This is a genomic window from Lapidilactobacillus wuchangensis (assembly GCF_003946645.1).
Taxonomy (GTDB): domain Bacteria; phylum Bacillota; class Bacilli; order Lactobacillales; family Lactobacillaceae; genus Lapidilactobacillus; species Lapidilactobacillus wuchangensis.
In genome coordinates, this window is the sequence record NZ_RHOU01000003.1 from 1 (window position 1) to 18060 (window position 18060).

Below are 18060 nucleotides of genomic sequence, written 5' to 3' on the forward strand. Positions count from 1 at the left end.
TCGATTGATGCCAATTTTTCAAATTGTCATCAATACGAGCCTTTGTCTAATTGCTAAAGCAATAAGACAAATTTGGCTGCTTCTCGCAAGCTCCTACGCAAATAAAAACCGATTGGCTGACAACCACGCCCTCCATTCCGTCTGGAGTTGAGGTAGTTCACTTCAACTTGGTTAGAGCTTAAGGCAACTATAGTAGGACAGCTCAACTCGATTTAGATTGTTGTCACAGCTGAATAACAATACCAAAAAAACCTATCTGACAGTTTCTGGTTTATCCAGAAAGATTATCAAATAGGATTTATTACTTTACATCAGGCAATTTCTAATTAGTATTTCTAAATTAAGTCAGTGACATCAATTAGTTGCTGTCGATTAGCGTCTAACCTTACCAGTACTGTCTTGATATCGACAAAATCTGGAGTGAGCCAGATCAGTTCAAAACGAAGTGGAGGCCGCCGGAGTGTCAGCCGCCAAATTATCCTTGGCGCTTTAGCGCTTAGGATAAGGGTTGTATTTGAGATTGTTGCAAAGCAATAAGCTCAAATCAATCCCGGCCGCGTTCCACACTCCGCCGGTCGCAACGTAGTTGTCCACTACCTTGCCTCAAACCAGTTCAGTTTCAAATCGACAGCCACACCACACTAACTTAGGAAAAGTTGACTTTCTTCTTAGTCTAAAGTTTAGTAACTAGAAACTGCCACCAAACATCCGCGACATCATGCTAGGAAGATTTAATTGACTGATCACATTACTCATTAATAAGCGACCAAAAATCAACATGACTAAGGAAGTTAATACCAAAGTAACGACTACAAAGTAAAAACGCTGTTGATCAGGATGATTTTCACTGAAGATCCATAAGCTCCCAACAAAAGCGATGTTGACCAGCAAGAATGGCAAGCAGAAAATTACGATCAGGGTCATGCTTGGCGCCAGGATCAAGCTTAAGATCAACGCTAGCACTGACAGATAAACTGCTAAGCCAGTGGGAATAAATAATTCATTAATTGCGCTTAAGAAGCTGATTGATTCATGCAGGACTACGCGCTGATACAGGAATAAGGCGAACACGCGAATCGCAAACGCTAGCAAAATTCCAATAAATACATATCCCCACAATGGTAATGGCGAACTACTAGCTTCAGTATTTAAGTTCAGTCCAGCTGAACTTAAGCCACTTAATAAAGTGCCAAGAGTCTTGCCGAAGAAGCGGGCAATGGCAAAACTCATCAACAATGCAATCAGGCCTAGATTGATCAGGCCATGATAATTGCTAGATTCATGACGAATTTGGGGATGACGAATATTTTGATTTAATTCTTTAAAGTAATTCTTGCAATAAACTTCAAATGCTGACGGTTCCCGTGGTTCATCGTAATCGTCATCATCATAATCGTCTTCGTCATCGTCGTTGTCAGCTGACTGCTCATCAGCAGCCTTTGGTTGTGCTGACTGATCTGCTTGACTTGCTGCTTCGTCGTCTGCTTGATCATGATCATCTGATCTTGCCTGAGAATCGTCAGAGGTTGTGTCTTGACTAGCAGCATTCGTTGCCTCGTTTGCCTCAGCTGAATCTGTGCTTGATTGGTCGTCAGCGGCAGTAGTCTGCTGCACTGAGTTAGTTAAACGAAAGCCGCAATTTGGACAAAATTCAACACTTGGATCTGCTAATTCATGACCACAATTTGGACAAGTTTCCATGAAAAATTCCCCCTAAAAACTTTATTATGAACTGATTATCATTTCTGAATAAAACAAATAATAACGCTTAAAACAACTTAAGTATGACAATTGCGCCTTTAAAATGCAATCATTTACATTAACACTTATTTTCTAATCCTGAGGATGTTCCCGACTATGGATCAAGAGCGTATTGATCATGCCCTTAACATGGTCATCAGACAACCGATAAACCCGGGTTTTACCGATTCGCTCGGAATTGACTAAATTGCATTCACGCAAAATAGCCAGCTGATGAGAAATTGCCGACTGCGACAATCCTACTGCTTCTTGCAATTGTTGCACATTACGTTCATTTTGATCCAACGTTAAAATAATTCTCAAGCGTGTTTCGTTACTTAGAATATGAAAAATTCGTTGGACATTTTCAATCAGGTCATCATCGTGTGACCAATCGATTTCTTCAGTCATTATTGTTCGTTCCCTTCACTGGCAAACCCAATTACAGTTTACTTACCTTTTGATATTATACTCAAGACTTGACTGGACTGCAAAGTTCAGGTAAAAGTTCAGGTAATTGATCAATAAGTTTTTCTGGTAAAGAATGCCGGACAAAAAAATAATTGCCACTTTTTAGGAAAATCAAACCAACAAATATGGATTCGCAACCTGCTGCATAAATTAAAAAAATGAACGATTTTGAGAACATGAAAACGGCCTAAATAAATAACCTGATTGGCAAGATCTCTGGAAACCCAGCGACTGCCAATCAGGCTATGTGCGTGTACTTAATTTGAGAACAGTGGCAACTTAGTTAGTGCCACTGTTATTTTCGCAATGGTAATAACAAACGTAGGCCGTTGAGAATAACCAGCAAGGTACTACCTTCATGGGCTAACACACCAATTGTTAAGTCCATGCGACCAATTAGGTTCAGTGTTACCAATAGTAAAACGACCAACATTGAAAAAATAATGTTTTGCCAGACAATTTTACTTAAACGGCGCGACATGCGATGAGCGTAAGTGAGCTTACCCAGATCATTTTGCATCAGGACCACATCAGCCACATCCATGGCTACATCAGTGCCATCGCCCATGGCCACACCAATATTCGCTTTGACCAACGCTGGTGCATCATTAATGCCATCACCAACCATGGCAACTAGGCCATATTTGGCTTGCTGATCAGTGACCACGGTTGCTTTATCAGCTGGTAACACATTGGCAACGACGTGATCGATTTTTAGCTGCTGGGCAATGGCTTGACCGGTCTTCAAATCATCGCCAGTAATCATCGTCGTCACAATCCCCTGCTGCTGAAAATAAGCAATTGCCGCAGCGGCTTGCTGATTCGGCACATCCATTAAACCGAGCGCGCCAACAACTTGACCATTTTCTGCAAAATAAATCACCGTTTTGCCGGCTTGACTCCAAGTCTGCTGTGCTTGTTGCAGTGGTTCTGGGATGACGGTAAAAATGCTAGGTTTCGCAATTTGATATTGTTGTCCTTGATAACTAGCACTTAAGCCTTGGCCAACTTGATTGGTCACAGTCATTTCAGCAGCAGAGATAGTTGGCGCTTGTTGATTAAACCGATTGACAATTGCCGTCGCCAAAGGATGATTACTTTGCCGTTCCATATTGGTCATGATCGTCAACCAAGCCGTTGTTTGTTCGGCTGACGCGTTCACAAATTGATAGTCAGTGACCGTGGGTTGGCCAGCTGTTAAGGTCCCAGTTTTGTCAAAGGCAATGGCCTTCAGTTCATTTAAATTGGTTAAGTAAGAACCGCCTTTGAAAAGCACGCCGCGTTTGGCCAAGTTCGAAATGGCCGCCAAAGTTGCTGGCACCGCACTGGCCGCCAAGGCACAAGGTGAAGCGGCGATCAGAAAGACCATGCCACGATACAAACTGGTGGCCCAAGTCCAACCCCAGGCAATCGGTCCTAGCAAAATAAAGATTGGGAATAGACCCAAGACAACCTTCACATAAACAGGTTCGATACGTTTAATTTTAGTAGCCGTGTGACTGAGATCGTTTTGCGACTGTTCAACCAGTTGTAGAATCTTCGCAAAAACCGTATCTTGACTATCCTTGGTGACGACCATGGTAAAACTTTGACTACCATTGATCGTGCCGCCAAAAACTTCGTCGTCAACCGTTTTGGTTTTCGGCATACTTTCCCCAGTGATCGCTGCTTCGTTGATCACTGCTTGACCAACCGAAATTTTACCATCGGTGGGAATTTGATCACCATTTAAAACCCGCACTTGATCGCCAATCTTTAATTGACCAACTGGCACTAACTGCCACTCACCATTGGCTTGACACAAGCGGGCTTCCGTCGGATTCAAATTCATCAGTTTGGTAATTTCGCGTTTACTCTTGCCTTCAGCATATTCCTCTAAGAAATGAGCCGCTGCGAAAATCAGAATCAAGAGCGCCGCTTCGGAGAAATTGCCAATTAAAATGGCACCAACCGCAGCAAGGGTCATTAAAATATGAATGTTCGGTGTAAACCGATGTTTAAATTGGGTTTGTTTGATGGTATCGCCAAAACCTTCGATCATCACGTGATAACCGGCGGTAAAAGTGGCGATTAAATACGCCGAATTCCGAAGAACTTGCGGCAAACCAGGAACTAATAAGGCCACTAAATACAAGAATAATCCCAAATAAAATAGCCGTTGCGCTAATTTTTCGTGATTAAACGTTATTTTTTTCGATTTAGTGACAGCTTGACTTGATGCTAAACGATGACTAGCCATTACGACACCTCTCTAATTTATAGCGTTTACATGATTACTACTTCATATGAACATTATTGCATATCAAATTGAAAAGTCAATCACCTTTTAGCACTTTTTTTAACCTTTTAGCTTTAATTTTTTGGTATTCAAAAAGCATCACTGACCTCATGTAGCGTCAGTGATGCTTAAATAACTGAATCAATTTTCAAAATGTTTATTTATTCTGGCTTAAAAAATGCGTTGCCAAATCAACAGCCGGCTGGCGCGCACTACCGCCAAAACCATGATCGGCGTCTGGTAATAAATGCAACTCACTGTTAGCATACACCTCATGATATTGTTCTGAGGCGCGTTTGTTAACGACCACATCCCCGCGGCCATGAATCAGACAAACTGGGCCGGTAAATTGCTGAGCCACCTCATAGATTGGCAAAGTTTGGGCCGTCCGCAAATAAAAGCCGCCGAGATCTAGCCCTGACCAAATTGGTAATTGATCAGGGATATGATGGGGATCATAAATCAACCCCCGGGTTTTGCCAGCTTGGGCGTCGCTTTTTAGAGTGGCTGCTGGTGCCATTAGCACCAGACGGTCAATCAGATCGGCGTAATAACCGGCTAACATACTGGCAACTACCCCGCCTTGGGAGTGGCCCAGTAGTGATACTTTTTTGGGCTGCCAAGTTTTGAAAGCATAGCTTAACGCAGCCTGAGCATCAGCTATTTCATTTAAAACGGTCATCTGACTGAAATCACCCTCACTACGGCCATGGCCATTAAAATCAAACCGTAAAGTTGCTAGACCTTGCTCATTGAGCCGACCGGCCAACTGCGCCAACAAATCTGTGGGGTGATAACCGAGGTTCCCAGTAAAGCCATGCATCAAAATCACTAAATTCTGACAATCCTTGGCTGGGTTCTCGTAACGACCATGTAATTTCAAGCCATCTCGTTTAAAATCAAAATCCAATTTGAACACTTCCTCAGTTAATCTACTATAACTATAACATAAGAGTTTGGATTCATTTTGTAAGTGATTTAGCATTGAAATTTTCAGCTGATTGATTCGGACTTATTATCTTACCGCAATAAGAATGTCTTTATTTCATATGGTGTCAACTTTAAGTGCAACGTCTCGCCAGTCACTGGTTTGGTTGCCAGCGGTTCTTCCATCAAATTGGTTTCTTGCCATTGTTTAATGCCCGCAACTTTTAGGTCAATGACTTGTTCACTGCCAATAGTTTCGTGGAGGCGCAGAATCCAGCCGGTCCCTGATTCAGCTTGTTTCAAGGCATCGATCATCACGTTCGTTTTAGAGTCAATCATCACCTGAGGTAAGTCTGGTAACGCCACTGACGCAATTTGCAGCGGATCATTTAGTTGCCAAGCAGCGGCAATCGTGCCACCAGCCACAAAATCACCATCATGAGGCAACAGACTGTAAGTGAATTGATGCTCACCAAGATCCGCCGTTGGATCTGGGAAAATCGCCCCTTTCAATAAACTTAACCGCAGACAATTGTCTTTAATATCGTAACCATATTTACAATCATTTAATAAACTAACGCCAAAATCTTGTTGTGATAAATCAGCCCACTGATGTCCGACTGTTTCAAACTTGGCATAGTCCCAGCTAGTATTCCAATGAGTCGGTCGCTTCACATTGCCGTATTGGATATCATAAGTAGCTTCAGTCGCGCGAACGTTCACGGCAAACTTAGCTTTCAATAACTGCTGCCGTTGTTGCCAATCAACCTTAGTGATGAAATCAATTCGATCAGTGTGTTGATACAAACGCATTTGCTGAATAATCGTTGATTTGTCGAAATGATAAGTAAACTGAACCGTCACAAATAATTGATTATTCTCAATGACCTCAATTCTGTCCGCACTCAATTCCTGACACTTCTGTTGATAAAAAATATCAATATTCCAAGCGTCAAAATTAATCGGTTTATCTTCAAACAGTTGCAAGACGTTACTTGGTGCGGCCAAAACTTCCCGCTGCTGCCGCACTTGATAAAGACTGGTCAGTTGACCCCGTTCATTCCAAATCACTTGATAACGGGCGGTTTTCAGACCCGACTCAAGGATGGTCGCCACCGGTTTGGCCGGGTCGCTGACAACCGCGGTCTTAGCTGTCGTTAAAGTCGCCGCTGCAAATGATGGCACTGTCACTAAGACAGCGGTTTGGCCCGCACTTTTTACCATTGGCAATTGGTGTCCCGTTTGATCACTAATTTGAGTAGCTGCTGAATCTACTTCTGGTAAAAAGACTAAATCAGTCACAGGCCAAGCCGCATAATTAAAGACTTGTAACGATTTTGGCTGCGGTAAACTGGCTAATAACTGGTCAACTTGTTGTTGCAAACTGTCAAATTCAGTTTGGTAATCTTGGTATACTTCATGAATGGCTGAGCCGGGCACAATATCATGGAATTGATTGCGTAACAGAATTCGCCACAAATCATGCAACACTTGGCCGGGATAGGTCGCCTTGGCAGTCGCGGACATCTGCAAGAGACTGAACAGAATTTCTAAGCGCCGCAATAGCAATTCGGTCTTACGATTTGTCTTTTTAACAGCAGCATGGGTGGTATACGTGCCGCGATGATATTCTAAATATAATTCGCCATCCCAAGTTTGAACATAACCTGGCGTCTGTGCAATGGTTTGATGGAGTTGCTCAAAATATTCCCGCGCCGTTCCCAATTTTACTTGAGGCAAGCCGGGTAATGCGGCTAACCTCTGACTTTTCTCTAACATATCACGGGTGACACCGCCACCACCATCGCCGAAGCCATAAGCCAAGAGCAAATTTTGATTGATGGCTTTATCTTGATAGTGCTGATAAAGGCCTAGGAGCGCCGCCGGTTCTAAATCACCATTGTACGTGTAATACCACTGGCCCTCGATATTCTCATCTTCCTCAGGTTCCGGCGTGGTAATAAAATGCGTCAACACTTCAGAACCATCAAGTCCCCGCCAATTAAAGGTATCGTGGGGCATTCGATTATACTGGTTCCAACTAATTTTGGTGGTCATAAAGGTATCAATGCCACTTTTCTTCAGAATTTGTGGCAAGGCCCAAGAATAACCGAACACATCTGGTAGCCACAAATAATGAATATCCTGCTGAAATTCTTGCTTAAAAAACTGCTTACCTTGCAAGATTTGCCGGGTTAGCGATTCGCCACTGGGAATATTGCAATCAGCTTCCAGCCACATGGAACCATCTGCTTCCCAGCGTCCCTCACGAACACGGTCTTTAATTTGCGCGAAAATTTCCGGATAGTCTTCTTTAATAAATTGGTACAACTGTGGCTGCGTTTGTAAGAAGACATAGTCCGGATACTCTTTCATCAAGCGCAAAACTGTGGAAAAACTCCGCGCTGCTTTTTCCCGAGTATGCTTCGTCCGCCACAGCCAGGCCACATCAATGTGGGTATGGCCAACGGCAGTGACTGTGACCGGTGACGTCTTATTGAAATGTTGATAGGCATCATGCAAATAATCAGCCGCCACTTGGACCGAAGCGAAGAAGGTCGCACTGCCTGGCTCTTGCCAGTCCAATTTAGCGAGCGTTAAATCCAAAGTTTGCTCAAGTTGATAGCGGATGGGATCATCAGCGCCTAACACCGCAATCGTCTTATTTAATAAGCTGCCATCATAATAAAGTTGATCCACAGCTACCCGTCGCTGCCGCAACTCGGCCGTTTTCAGCAAATGGTGCTGCACCCGTGGTTGACCACCGCCTTCCAAGCCCGACCATAAGCGCAAGGCAATTTGAATCCGTTGGCCTCGAAAATCACTGACAGCCACTTCACGATGATTACCATCAACACCTTGATAGGGATGCTGATTAATAAACAATAACGACTCAAAACCATTGTTAGTACCACCATCAGTCTTGCCAAAATCAAAATATAAAAATAATTCTGGTTGATCAGGCAAAGTTAGCTCGGTCATGACCCACAAATAACGATCACGACCGGACCAAGTTTCACCTAACTTAATGGTTTGTTCCTGGGGCCAATCTTTTGGCGGATATTGGCTGATTTCCCCAGCCTGACATTGCCAAGTCGTCAATTCGGTTAAACAGTCAAACCGATATTTCGCTAATTCACGCCAGCGTGCCTGTCCTTTTTTCTCTAAATAAAACATACTCATGATGACCTTCCCCCACTTGATTTAATTGCTGCTTACTAGAAAATAATGTTTTCCAGCGGCGTTGTCAGATAATGAACCTAAGCTTAAGCATTATGTTTTTGCAACGATGATTAGTGCCAAAATTTCCGGTAAACACTGAACAGCGATCAACAATATCAATCGCCTATTTTTGGCAGAAAATCCCGAGCAATTCATTAAGAATTACTCGGGATTTTGTCATTCGGTGCGGTAGCTTTCACTATTAATTCGGCCTCAAAAATCGTTTTGACTGATTGGAAAACTGCCTTCAACTGTCCTTAACGCACAGAATCAGTCGCTGCTGACTCAAATAAAATATCAATTTGTTGGCGCAACTTCTGATAAACAGCCGCCGGCAAATCAGCATCAGCTAAAATACCGTGAATCGCATGGCGCCGCTCTTCATCTGCTAGTTTCGGCTTAGCCTGAGGCAAAATTGCCAAACGTTGGGCAATTTCAGCGACCACGTTTTCCGATAAGCCATTGGCAAGATAAACCAATTTTTGCTGATCAATACTTGGTAACTTCACGGTACTAATGACCAAATCATAAGTGTTTGCCTGCGTTGCGTTCACTTGATAAACCGCGGCAAAATCAATATTTTGCCGGGGCGTCAAGGCCAACAACTTGTTCCGCAAAACTTGCGCCATCATCTGACCTTCCAGACAAACCACTAAAAATCGTGGTTGTGGCCGTTCTTGATGATTAATTTTCTCAACTTCGCTTAAATAATAAGCGGCAATTAATTCAACTTCCCCTGCCGAAATTTGCGCGAATTGGCGATTGCCAGTGGCATGGAGAATCTGACCAATCGTATCTTGCAACAGCACTGCCTGGTCGCTTTGATTATTCAAGCTACTTTCTGGCAACACCAAGCCATTCTCATGACGGAAGAAGACATGGCGCAAATGATGCACCAAGCTCCGACTAAACTCTTCGCTTAAAGTAAACCGCCCTGGGAAAGTTTCGCTGACGGCTTGGTTCATTTTCGCAACCAAGTCCGTTTCAATAGTTAAATCCTCGTTTTGCGTGTTTGTAAATAGTTGTTCAGCTAATTCAGCAATCGCTAATAACTGTTGTTGATCCGCCGTATGACCAAGTTCATTCAAAATGATAATTTTATAATTTAAAATCGCCAATAAGAAGAAATCACTGTCGTCTAACGGTTTATCCTTTGGGGCGTAGCGGCTGGTCTTCTCCAGTGCCACGACCAAATTATCCAAGTTAAATACATTAAACAACACCAACTCGCCCATTTTTGAATACACATTTGCTTGGTAATAAAAGCTGTAAATCTCACGTAAATTAATCGTCTGCGTTAATAAGCGATAAAAATGCAAAATCTTCTGAAAGCCGGACCGCTTAATCAAATAACCGGCACGACGAACATGTTGCAATTCCAAGCCCATTAACTGACAATCACTGCGAATTGCCTCCAAAGTCTTAACAATCGTCGTCCGCGAACTGTAAAGAGCCTCCATGAAATAACTGGTTGGGATCGGCTGATCGGCCAACAATAATTTCAATAAAATAAACCGGCGCTTTTGAACTTCCGAATAGCGAAACTTATCCGGGGTCGTATGCGACACGAAATAATTTAAGGCCGTTTGTGTTTCTTGCGGTTGCGGCACCGAAATTTGATCATGAGTCAACGTCACCCAACGTAAACTCTGCTCAGTTAAGAAACGATTGATTTTGGTAATGGCATAGCGCAATTGATTCTCAGTCAAAGTCATGGTTTGCGCTAAATTAGATAATGATGCGGTGGCGCCATTTTTCAATAAGTGACTCAGTAAATCGATTTCCCGCTGTGTCAATTTTGTGGCTGTATACTTTTTCCCAGTGGCCATAAATTTAACCCACTCTTTCTTTAATCCCCAACAGTCGCTGTTGACTGTAATTGAATCCAAAATTTTCCAGATATAATAACGTTCCCAATACCAAAACACAGCTGGCAGGCCATAGCCAGATCGAGAAACAACCACTGACTAACAGCACTAACCCGATTAACAGTAGCCACCAAAAATGACACCATAACTGCCCAAAGATGCGAAAATCCTGCCCTTGCAATTGGTTGGTTTGTCCTAAGCGCCAGCTCGCCCAAAGCGCCCCACTAACGAATAGGCTACCCCAAAATAACGAGCTGACAATGAGCATGCTGCTGAGCAATGCTGATTGTGCTAATAATTGCCCCGTGACTAGTAAGGGTAAGCCTAGCAGTACCAAGCCACTGATCAACCCCAATTGAATCAGTAAACTTTGACCAGCCACCCGCCAAGTCAGTAGTTGCCGCCAACTATGACGACCTGAGCCCGCTAACCACCAAAAAGTGATGATCAGCCCATAACCAATCGTGACCACGCCTAACAAACTGACTAGAAATATTAGACTGGCAATTATTACATCAATTAACCAACGTTGACTCGCAACGAAACCTAAATTAGCGCGCCGTAAAAATTTTCTCATTCTTTAACCGCGCCATCGGTAATCCCGGCAATTAATTGTTTACTGAAAAACGCAAACAAGACTAATAACGGTAAAGTCGCCAATAAGGCACCGGTAATCACTAATGGATAGTCGACGGTAAAGATCCCTTTTAATTGGGTCAAGGCCAACATTAAAGTGTATTTGTTCTCATCATTAAGAATAATCAATGGCCACATATAATCGTTCCAGGAACCCATAAATGAATATAATGCTAGAAAAGCTAGTGCTGGTCGCATAATTGGTAATGCCACAGATCGATAGCTGCGGAATAAAGAACAGCCATCTAACTTGGCCGCTTCCAACAAACTATCAGGAATAGAATCCCGACAATATTGGCGAATCCAGAAAATCCCAAAGGCATTTGCCATACCAGGAATAATCAGTGCTTTATACGATCCAACCCAATCTAGCTTATCCATCAAGTAGAAAGAAGGAATAATATTCAATTGTCCTGGAATCATCATTGTACCAATTAAGAAAGTAAAGAGAAAGGTTTTTCCGCGAAAATTTAATTTTGCGAAAGCAAATCCGGCTAATGAATCAAAAAATAACACTAATAATGTGGACGTCACCGCAATAAAAATAGTATTCCACATCGCCCCAAAGAAATTGGTCTGGGTGATTACTTTTTGAATATGCATAAACAGTTCATTACCCAATAGCAAAGATGGTGGTGTTTGATAAATCTCCGAGTTTGGTTTGCTGGCCATGACAAACATCCAATAAAATGGAAAAATCGAGAAAACCACGGCGGCAAATAAAACAATTCGGACAATCAATCTGGAGAAATGCCTACTCATTAATTGACCCCCTTGATCCGACTGTTGGTGATCAACCAGTTAATAACGGAACACAAGACAATCAACGCCACTAAGCCCCAAGCAATCGCCGAACCATAGCCAAATTGATGGTTAGTAAAGGCCGTTTTGTAGAGATAGTAAACAATTGTCATCGCCCCACCTTGAGCAGTTGCCCCAGATGGTACCAACACTTGTGCTTCGGAGAAGACTTGTAGCCCACCAATGGTCGACATGATAATCGTGAACAGAATAATTGGTTTTAACTGGGGAATGGTGATGTGCCAGAACACTTGGTGCTGACTGGCGCCATCAACAGCGGCGGCTTCATAATAATCCTTGGGAATCCGCGCGATCCCGGTTAAATAAATAATCATGTTGTAACCCAAATATTGCCAGATATTCACCGAGGCAATGACGACGCGCACCCATTGGGGACTAGTCAACCAATTGATTTTCGGCAAACCGACCATTTGTAAAAGGCCATTAGCCAAACCATCCATATTCGAGAAAATCAAGCCAAATAAAATGGTAATCGCCACTACCGAAGTAATATTCGGTAAGAATAAAACTGATTTCAGGAATTCACGATGTTTAATGAATTGTAAATTAAGCAAGAAAGCCAAAATTAATGCGGCGAATAACATGGGGAAAGTCCCCACGCTCCAAATAATCAAGGTGTTTTTAATGGATAACCAGAAATCCTGATCTTGTAATAAGCGCGAGAAATTGGTTAAGCCAGTATATTGAATTGCCCCAATCCCGTCCCATTTACCAAGTGCTAAATAGGCTGAGAAAACTAAAGGAAACAAACCAAAAACCAAAAACAGTAAATAGAAAGGCGCAATTGACAGATAAGGCATCACCTTATCCCAATTAAAGGTGTGTTTGCGATTTTTCTTTACTGGGTTTGCCTCAACTTCATTTAAAACCAAACGTGCCACCCCTTCATGTAAAAAACAATTTAGTTAATCCTGTCTGACACAAGCAACTTGAAATTGATTGCTGGTCTAATCGACCTGTTGGGCTTTCTTAACCGCATCTTTCCAAGCTTGTGCTGGTTTTTTGTTTTGATCTTGGATCAATTGCATTTGGTCCTCAAAGATTCGTTGAACGGCACTTGATCGTGGATCAGCGCGGAAGTATTTACGTTTGTTAGCAGATTCAATGAAGTACTTGTTGTATTGTTCATTACCAAATAATTCATTCGTTGTTGCTTTGAATTTATCGTCATAAGCTTTTTTATTTGATGGGAATAAGCTTAATTCTTTGAAGTTAGCCCGTTGATTCTTTTCGTTAGTCAAATATTTGATAACTTCAGCAGCTTCCTTAGGATGAGCCGTTGTCTTCAAAGCAGCTAAGTAAGAACCACCAGCATTTGAAGCAGCGCCAGGAGCAGCAGCCACTAACCATTCGCCAGGCTTAACGCCATTTTCTTTCAAGTCTTCAACTGACCATGAAGGTTTGATCATGGCGCCGAATAAACCTTTTTGTTGGGCATTGACTGAATCAGAACCACTATTCTTCACGTCCAAGGTATAACCTTTTTCATGAGCAGCAATGGCGAAGTCCCAAGCTTCTTTTAATTGACCATCAGCTAAACTTAATTTGCCATTCTTGAATAAGTCTTTGGTGACTTTTTGTTCCCGATCTTCAAACAAAGCAACGGTTGACAGGAACATTGGCATTTTCGCATTGGTCTTAACTTGATCAGCAGCTTTCATATAATCAGCATCAGTCTTGATCATGGCTGATACTTGTTCAGGATCAGTTGGCAAACCAGCTTTTTGGAAGGCAGCGACATTATACATTAAAGCTGTCGGGCCAATATCGATTGGCATGGCAATTTGGTAGCCCTTGGCGCCCATCGTTGATTGCCATTTCCAGTCAACATAATCTTTCGCCAAATCCTTAGTGCCATAATCTTGCAAGTTCACAAATTTGTCTTTGTAAGGTAGGTAGTCATCAATATTATCATTGATTGCCGTAATATCTGGTGCTGATTTCGCACCTAAGCTTGCTTTCAATTTCGTATCGAAATCTTCATTCGACGGTACTTGTTTAAATTGTAATTTATATTTTGGAAATTGAGCTTTCGTATTAGCAATCGCGGCCTTACTAATTGCGCCGTTATAATAGTTAATTGCCAATGTTACTTGTTTGTCGCTCGCACCTTGTGCTGAACGACCACAACCAGCAGCTAAAACAGCCACCATTGCTGTAAGTCCGATGAAAAATAAGCCCCGTTTGAATTTCATAATTACTCTCCCTATTCACTTATAAATTTAAGTTAAAAAGTAGTCGTGCATTATCAATTAAAATATACGGTCTTGACGTCAAGATAACTGAAAAACTGAATCCCCTTCCTGTATTTATGTGCTGCAACTGGTACAAGTTGAAGTGTAACACGCCAAAAAAAGGCAATTCAATTGTTTGAATAACATTATTTCCGGTGAATAAATGAATAAAAAGTGACGTCAATCATTGTCTTATTTTCAGAAAATGACTATGTTTAAAGCAATGGTGTTAAAAAAGATGTTTGCGTGCTTTTTTCAACAGCAGATTCGGTTATTTGAAAATTTGGAGGTTGCGCTTAATGATGCACTATCAAGATCAAGCTTTTCGCATAATGCAATTAACGGACATTCACATTGGTTCATTTCCCTTTGTTACTGAAGATTTACAGACTTTGGCTGCCATCAAAAAAGCAGTCTTAGCCGTTAAACCTGACCTGATCATGGTGACCGGTGACTTAATTTGGTCAGACGGCGTTGATCAGCCCGAACGCGGCTACCAGGCTTTGGTGGAATTGTTCAACCAATTGCCTTACCCAATTGCCGTTACTTATGGCAATCATGACGCTGAAGACACGATGACCCGCACTCACCTGCGTCAGTTAGAAGCTGGGTTCAAATACCGCGTGCCGAAACAAAATGCTTTTGTTGACGACCGCGATAAGGAATCCTACACCCTCGAAATCAACGACCAGCATGGTTTGGCCCACGTGTTGTACGTGATCGACACTGGCAATCACGCCCCTGGCAGCGACACGGCCTATGATTACCCTTCGACCCAACAAGTGGCTTGGTGGCACCAGATTCAAGCCCAATATCAAGCCAAAAAGACCCAATCAACTTTGGACTTGGCTTTTATTCACATCCCCTTGCCAGAATACCTCCAAGCTGGTGAACACCAATTAGCCGGTTATTTTTGGGAAACAAATCCCCGAGTTTCTTGTGGCCAATTAAATGCCGGTTTGTTCTCCGAATTCGAACACGATTCCCAATTAAAAGCCGTTTTCTGTGGTCATGACCACGATAATAATTTTGTCGGCACCTATCTTGGCAAGCAACTGATTTATGGCAATGTTTCTGGTTATAACTGCTATGGCGACTTGCCCCGCGGTTATCGGCTGATCAATCTCCGGCCGAACCATTTCACCACCGCAATCATCCCTTACGAAGATTAAACAGTCATGATTAGTTAACCATTAGACGACATCTGACTACACGAGAAAAATGAATCACGCTAAAATACCACGTTACCAGCAACTTTTCGCAGTTGGTAACGTGGTATTTTTATATTTTTTTTGCCAATTTGTTACTAATGAAACTAGCGTAATTAAATTGCAAATAATAAAAAAGCTTGTCATTTTGCCATTAATTTCGTATACTGATGGACTACATAAATTTAGACTAATTATTAAGTTGAGTAATCAATTCAACTTATCAGCATGAAATGTTTCGCTTGATTGTGGCTAACCGCCGATCAAATTCACACGATTATTATTTTAGGAGGATCTTGAATGGATCAAACAACAGTAACAAAGACTCACCATCGCCAGGTGTTAACCTGGGGGATTATTTTCGTCGCGGCAAATATGCGTCTACCAATTACCATGATGCCTAGCTTAATGGCAGCTTTACAAAAGGAAATTGGTTTGCCCAGCTCATTGGCCGGATTAGTCACGACAATTCCTTTATTTGTGTTCGCAGTTATGTCGCCGGTTATTGCCTGGGTAGCCCGCCGGTTTGGTAATGAACGCACGATTTATGCTTTATTGATTTTAGTCGCAATTGGCAGTTATTTACGAATCCTACCCACGATTGCTTGGCTTTTCAGTGGCACTTTAATTTTAGCGATTGGTATTGATGGCGGTAATGTTTTGCTTCCCGCAATCATCAAAGATCGTTTTGCTGATAAACTAGCGCTAACGACTAGCCAATATACGGTCTCCATGCTCCTCGTCGGCGCATTAGGAACTGGGATTTCTGGTTTACTAGTCAGCCAGCTTGCCGTGGCTCCTACGATGGCCCTGTTATCAATCATTAGTCTGATCAACCTGATTATTTGGCTACCAAACTTGAAACAACCTCAGACTGACCAGACCGACCAGACCGACCGCCAAGTAACCACCGCCCTTAAAAGCACAGATACGACTCACGCCAGCGTCTGGAAAACACCACTTGCTTGGGTCGTCACCGCTTTCTTCGGCTTACAGGCTTTAGTTTATTATGCTTTACTGACTTGGTTACCAACTATTTTAATGCAGCATGGTTTTAGTGATGTTAATGCTAGTAACTTGGTCACTGTCATGCAGTTAGCTAACTTACCAATGGCTTTTATTGCCCCACTCATCTCTGAACGTCGTCATGGTGTTAGCAGTTTATTAACAATTATCGGGATCGGGTTTATTGGTGGTACCGCCGGTTTTATGCTGCCAGGTACTGGCCTAACACTTAACTATCTTTTTGCTATTTTATTGGGACTTGGTGCTGGCGCCGCCTTTAATCTTGCGATTGTCTTTTTCACGCAAAAAACGACTACTGGTGCCGAAACGGCGGACTTATCGGGGATGGCGCAATCAGCTGGTTATTTATTAGCAGCCATCGGCCCAGTATTATTCGGGATGCTCGGTCAAACGGTTGGTTGGCAAATTGTTTTATTAATCGCCATTCTGCTAGCAATTTTATTACTAGTCACTGGCCTGATCAGCTATCATCACGCAACTATATATCGCTAATTAAATCTTATTTGAATATCAAAAAAGGACAATTCTGAGTAGAATTGTCCTTTTTGATTGATTTCAATCAGTACTATCGCGATAAATTGACTAGCAATTAGTGACCAACGATCGCATCGATTTGTGCTAATTCTTCTGGGGAAAAGTCCAAATGATTTAAGGCCCGCAGACTATCTTCTAATTGACTTAAACGCGAAGCCCCAACTAAGACACTGGTAACGGTTGGTTGTCGTAAGTTCCAAGCTAAAGCCATTTCGGCTAAACTTTGATCACGACTAGCTGCAATTTTATTTAATTGTTGGACTTTGCTTAAGGTCGCTTCAACATTCTCTGGTGATAAGAAGGGACTTGAAGAACGCCCAGCACGCGAATCAGCGGGAATGCCATTTAAATAGCGATTGGTCAATAAACCTTGCGCTAAAGGACTGAACGTAATCGCGCCTAATTTTTCTTCAGCTAAAACGTCAGTCAAACCATTCTCAATCCAACGATCAAACATGTTGTAACGTGGTTGATGAATAATAAAGGGCGTACCCAATTTTTTAAATTCTTGAGCAATGGCTTTCGTTTGTTCGGCCGAATAATTGGAGACACCAATATAGAGGGCTTTCCCTTGACGAACTAATAAATCCAACGCCGCCGCTGTTTCCTCAATTGGCGTATCTGGATCTGGCCGATGGTGATAGAAAATATCCACATAATCTAAGCCCATTCGTTGCAAACTTTGGTCACAACTGGCAATGATATTCTTCTTTGAACCCCATTCACCATAAGGACCAGGCCACATATAATAACCAGCCTTGGAAGAAATCACGAGTTCATCACGATATTCTCCCAACTCTTCCCGCAAAATACGACCGAAATTACGTTCAGCCGAACCTGCTGGCGGACCATAATTATTGGCCAAATCAAAATGGGTCACCCCACGATCAAAGGCGCCGCAAAGAATCTCTTTTTGATTACTGAAACGGTCAACATCACCAAAATTATGCCAGAGCCCCAGCGAAATTGCTGGTAACTTTAAGCCTGATTTGCCCACATGACGATAAGGCATACTGTCATAGCGTTTTTCATCTGCTTGATACATGATTCCACCTCAATCTTAAGACTACCCTTATTATAATTGAAGTTTCAGC

At 42.4% G+C, this 18060-nt stretch carries 13 protein-coding genes; 2 read left to right on the forward strand and 11 right to left on the reverse strand.

The window, feature by feature from the left end; translation table 11 throughout:
• Window positions 1-687: 687 nt before the first annotated feature.
• From EKM82_RS03630 to EKM82_RS03675, 10 genes are all read right to left on the reverse strand, one after another.
• Window positions 688-1701, reverse strand: a complete 1014-nt coding sequence (locus tag EKM82_RS03630; RefSeq protein ID WP_125766971.1) for a DUF6574 domain-containing protein — start codon at window positions 1699-1701, stop codon at window positions 688-690.
• A gap of 132 nt (window positions 1702-1833) precedes the next feature.
• Complete coding sequence (locus EKM82_RS03635; protein WP_125648755.1) at window positions 1834-2151, reverse strand: ArsR/SmtB family transcription factor; 318 nt, start codon at window positions 2149-2151, stop codon at window positions 1834-1836.
• A gap of 355 nt (window positions 2152-2506) precedes the next feature.
• Window positions 2507-4450, reverse strand: a complete 1944-nt coding sequence (locus EKM82_RS03640; protein ID WP_125766972.1) for a heavy metal translocating P-type ATPase — start codon at window positions 4448-4450, stop codon at window positions 2507-2509.
• A 196-nt stretch (window positions 4451-4646) separates the two neighbouring features.
• Window positions 4647-5399, reverse strand: coding sequence for an alpha/beta hydrolase (locus EKM82_RS03645; RefSeq protein WP_191988101.1), 753 nt, complete (start codon window positions 5397-5399; stop codon window positions 4647-4649).
• Between the two features lie 110 nt (window positions 5400-5509).
• Window positions 5510-8599 carry an alpha-mannosidase gene (locus EKM82_RS03650; RefSeq protein WP_225419650.1) on the reverse strand — a complete coding sequence of 1030 codons (3090 nt, stop codon included), beginning with the start codon at window positions 8597-8599 and terminating at the stop codon, window positions 5510-5512.
• Between the two features lie 296 nt (window positions 8600-8895).
• The gene (locus tag EKM82_RS03655; RefSeq protein WP_125766974.1) at window positions 8896-10467 is read right to left on the reverse strand and encodes a BglG family transcription antiterminator; all 1572 of its coding nucleotides are present in this window, start codon (window positions 10465-10467) and stop codon (window positions 8896-8898) included.
• 4 nt (window positions 10468-10471) lie between these two features.
• Complete coding sequence (locus EKM82_RS03660) at window positions 10472-11083, reverse strand: hypothetical protein (RefSeq protein WP_125766975.1); 612 nt, start codon at window positions 11081-11083, stop codon at window positions 10472-10474.
• The gene (locus EKM82_RS03665; RefSeq protein ID WP_125766976.1) at window positions 11080-11904 is read right to left on the reverse strand and encodes a carbohydrate ABC transporter permease; all 825 of its coding nucleotides are present in this window, start codon (window positions 11902-11904) and stop codon (window positions 11080-11082) included. Before EKM82_RS03665 ends, EKM82_RS03660 begins: the two co-directional genes overlap by 4 nt.
• Complete coding sequence (locus EKM82_RS03670; protein ID WP_225419651.1) at window positions 11904-12836, reverse strand: carbohydrate ABC transporter permease; 933 nt, start codon at window positions 12834-12836, stop codon at window positions 11904-11906. Before EKM82_RS03670 ends, EKM82_RS03665 begins: the two co-directional genes overlap by 1 nt.
• Window positions 12837-12911: 75 nt before the next feature.
• Entirely contained in the window at window positions 12912-14159 is a 1248-nt protein-coding gene (locus EKM82_RS03675) for an ABC transporter substrate-binding protein (protein WP_125766977.1), read from the reverse strand.
• Window positions 14160-14497: 338 nt separating this feature from the next.
• Between EKM82_RS03675 and EKM82_RS03680 the strand changes: the two genes are divergently transcribed.
• Together EKM82_RS03680 and EKM82_RS03685 are read left to right on the forward strand one after the other, a co-directional pair.
• Window positions 14498-15370 carry a metallophosphoesterase gene (locus tag EKM82_RS03680; protein WP_125766978.1) on the forward strand — a complete coding sequence of 291 codons (873 nt, stop codon included), beginning with the start codon at window positions 14498-14500 and terminating at the stop codon, window positions 15368-15370.
• Window positions 15371-15706: 336 nt separating this feature from the next.
• Window positions 15707-16924 (forward strand): MFS transporter, encoded by a 1218-nt coding sequence (locus EKM82_RS03685; protein ID WP_125766979.1) that lies wholly within the window; start codon window positions 15707-15709, stop codon window positions 16922-16924.
• A 97-nt stretch (window positions 16925-17021) separates the two neighbouring features.
• On the opposite strand, the gene EKM82_RS03690 is transcribed toward EKM82_RS03685, so the two are convergent.
• Window positions 17022-18011, reverse strand: a complete 990-nt coding sequence (locus EKM82_RS03690) for an aldo/keto reductase (RefSeq protein WP_125766980.1) — start codon at window positions 18009-18011, stop codon at window positions 17022-17024.
• Window positions 18012-18060 lie beyond the last annotated feature (49 nt).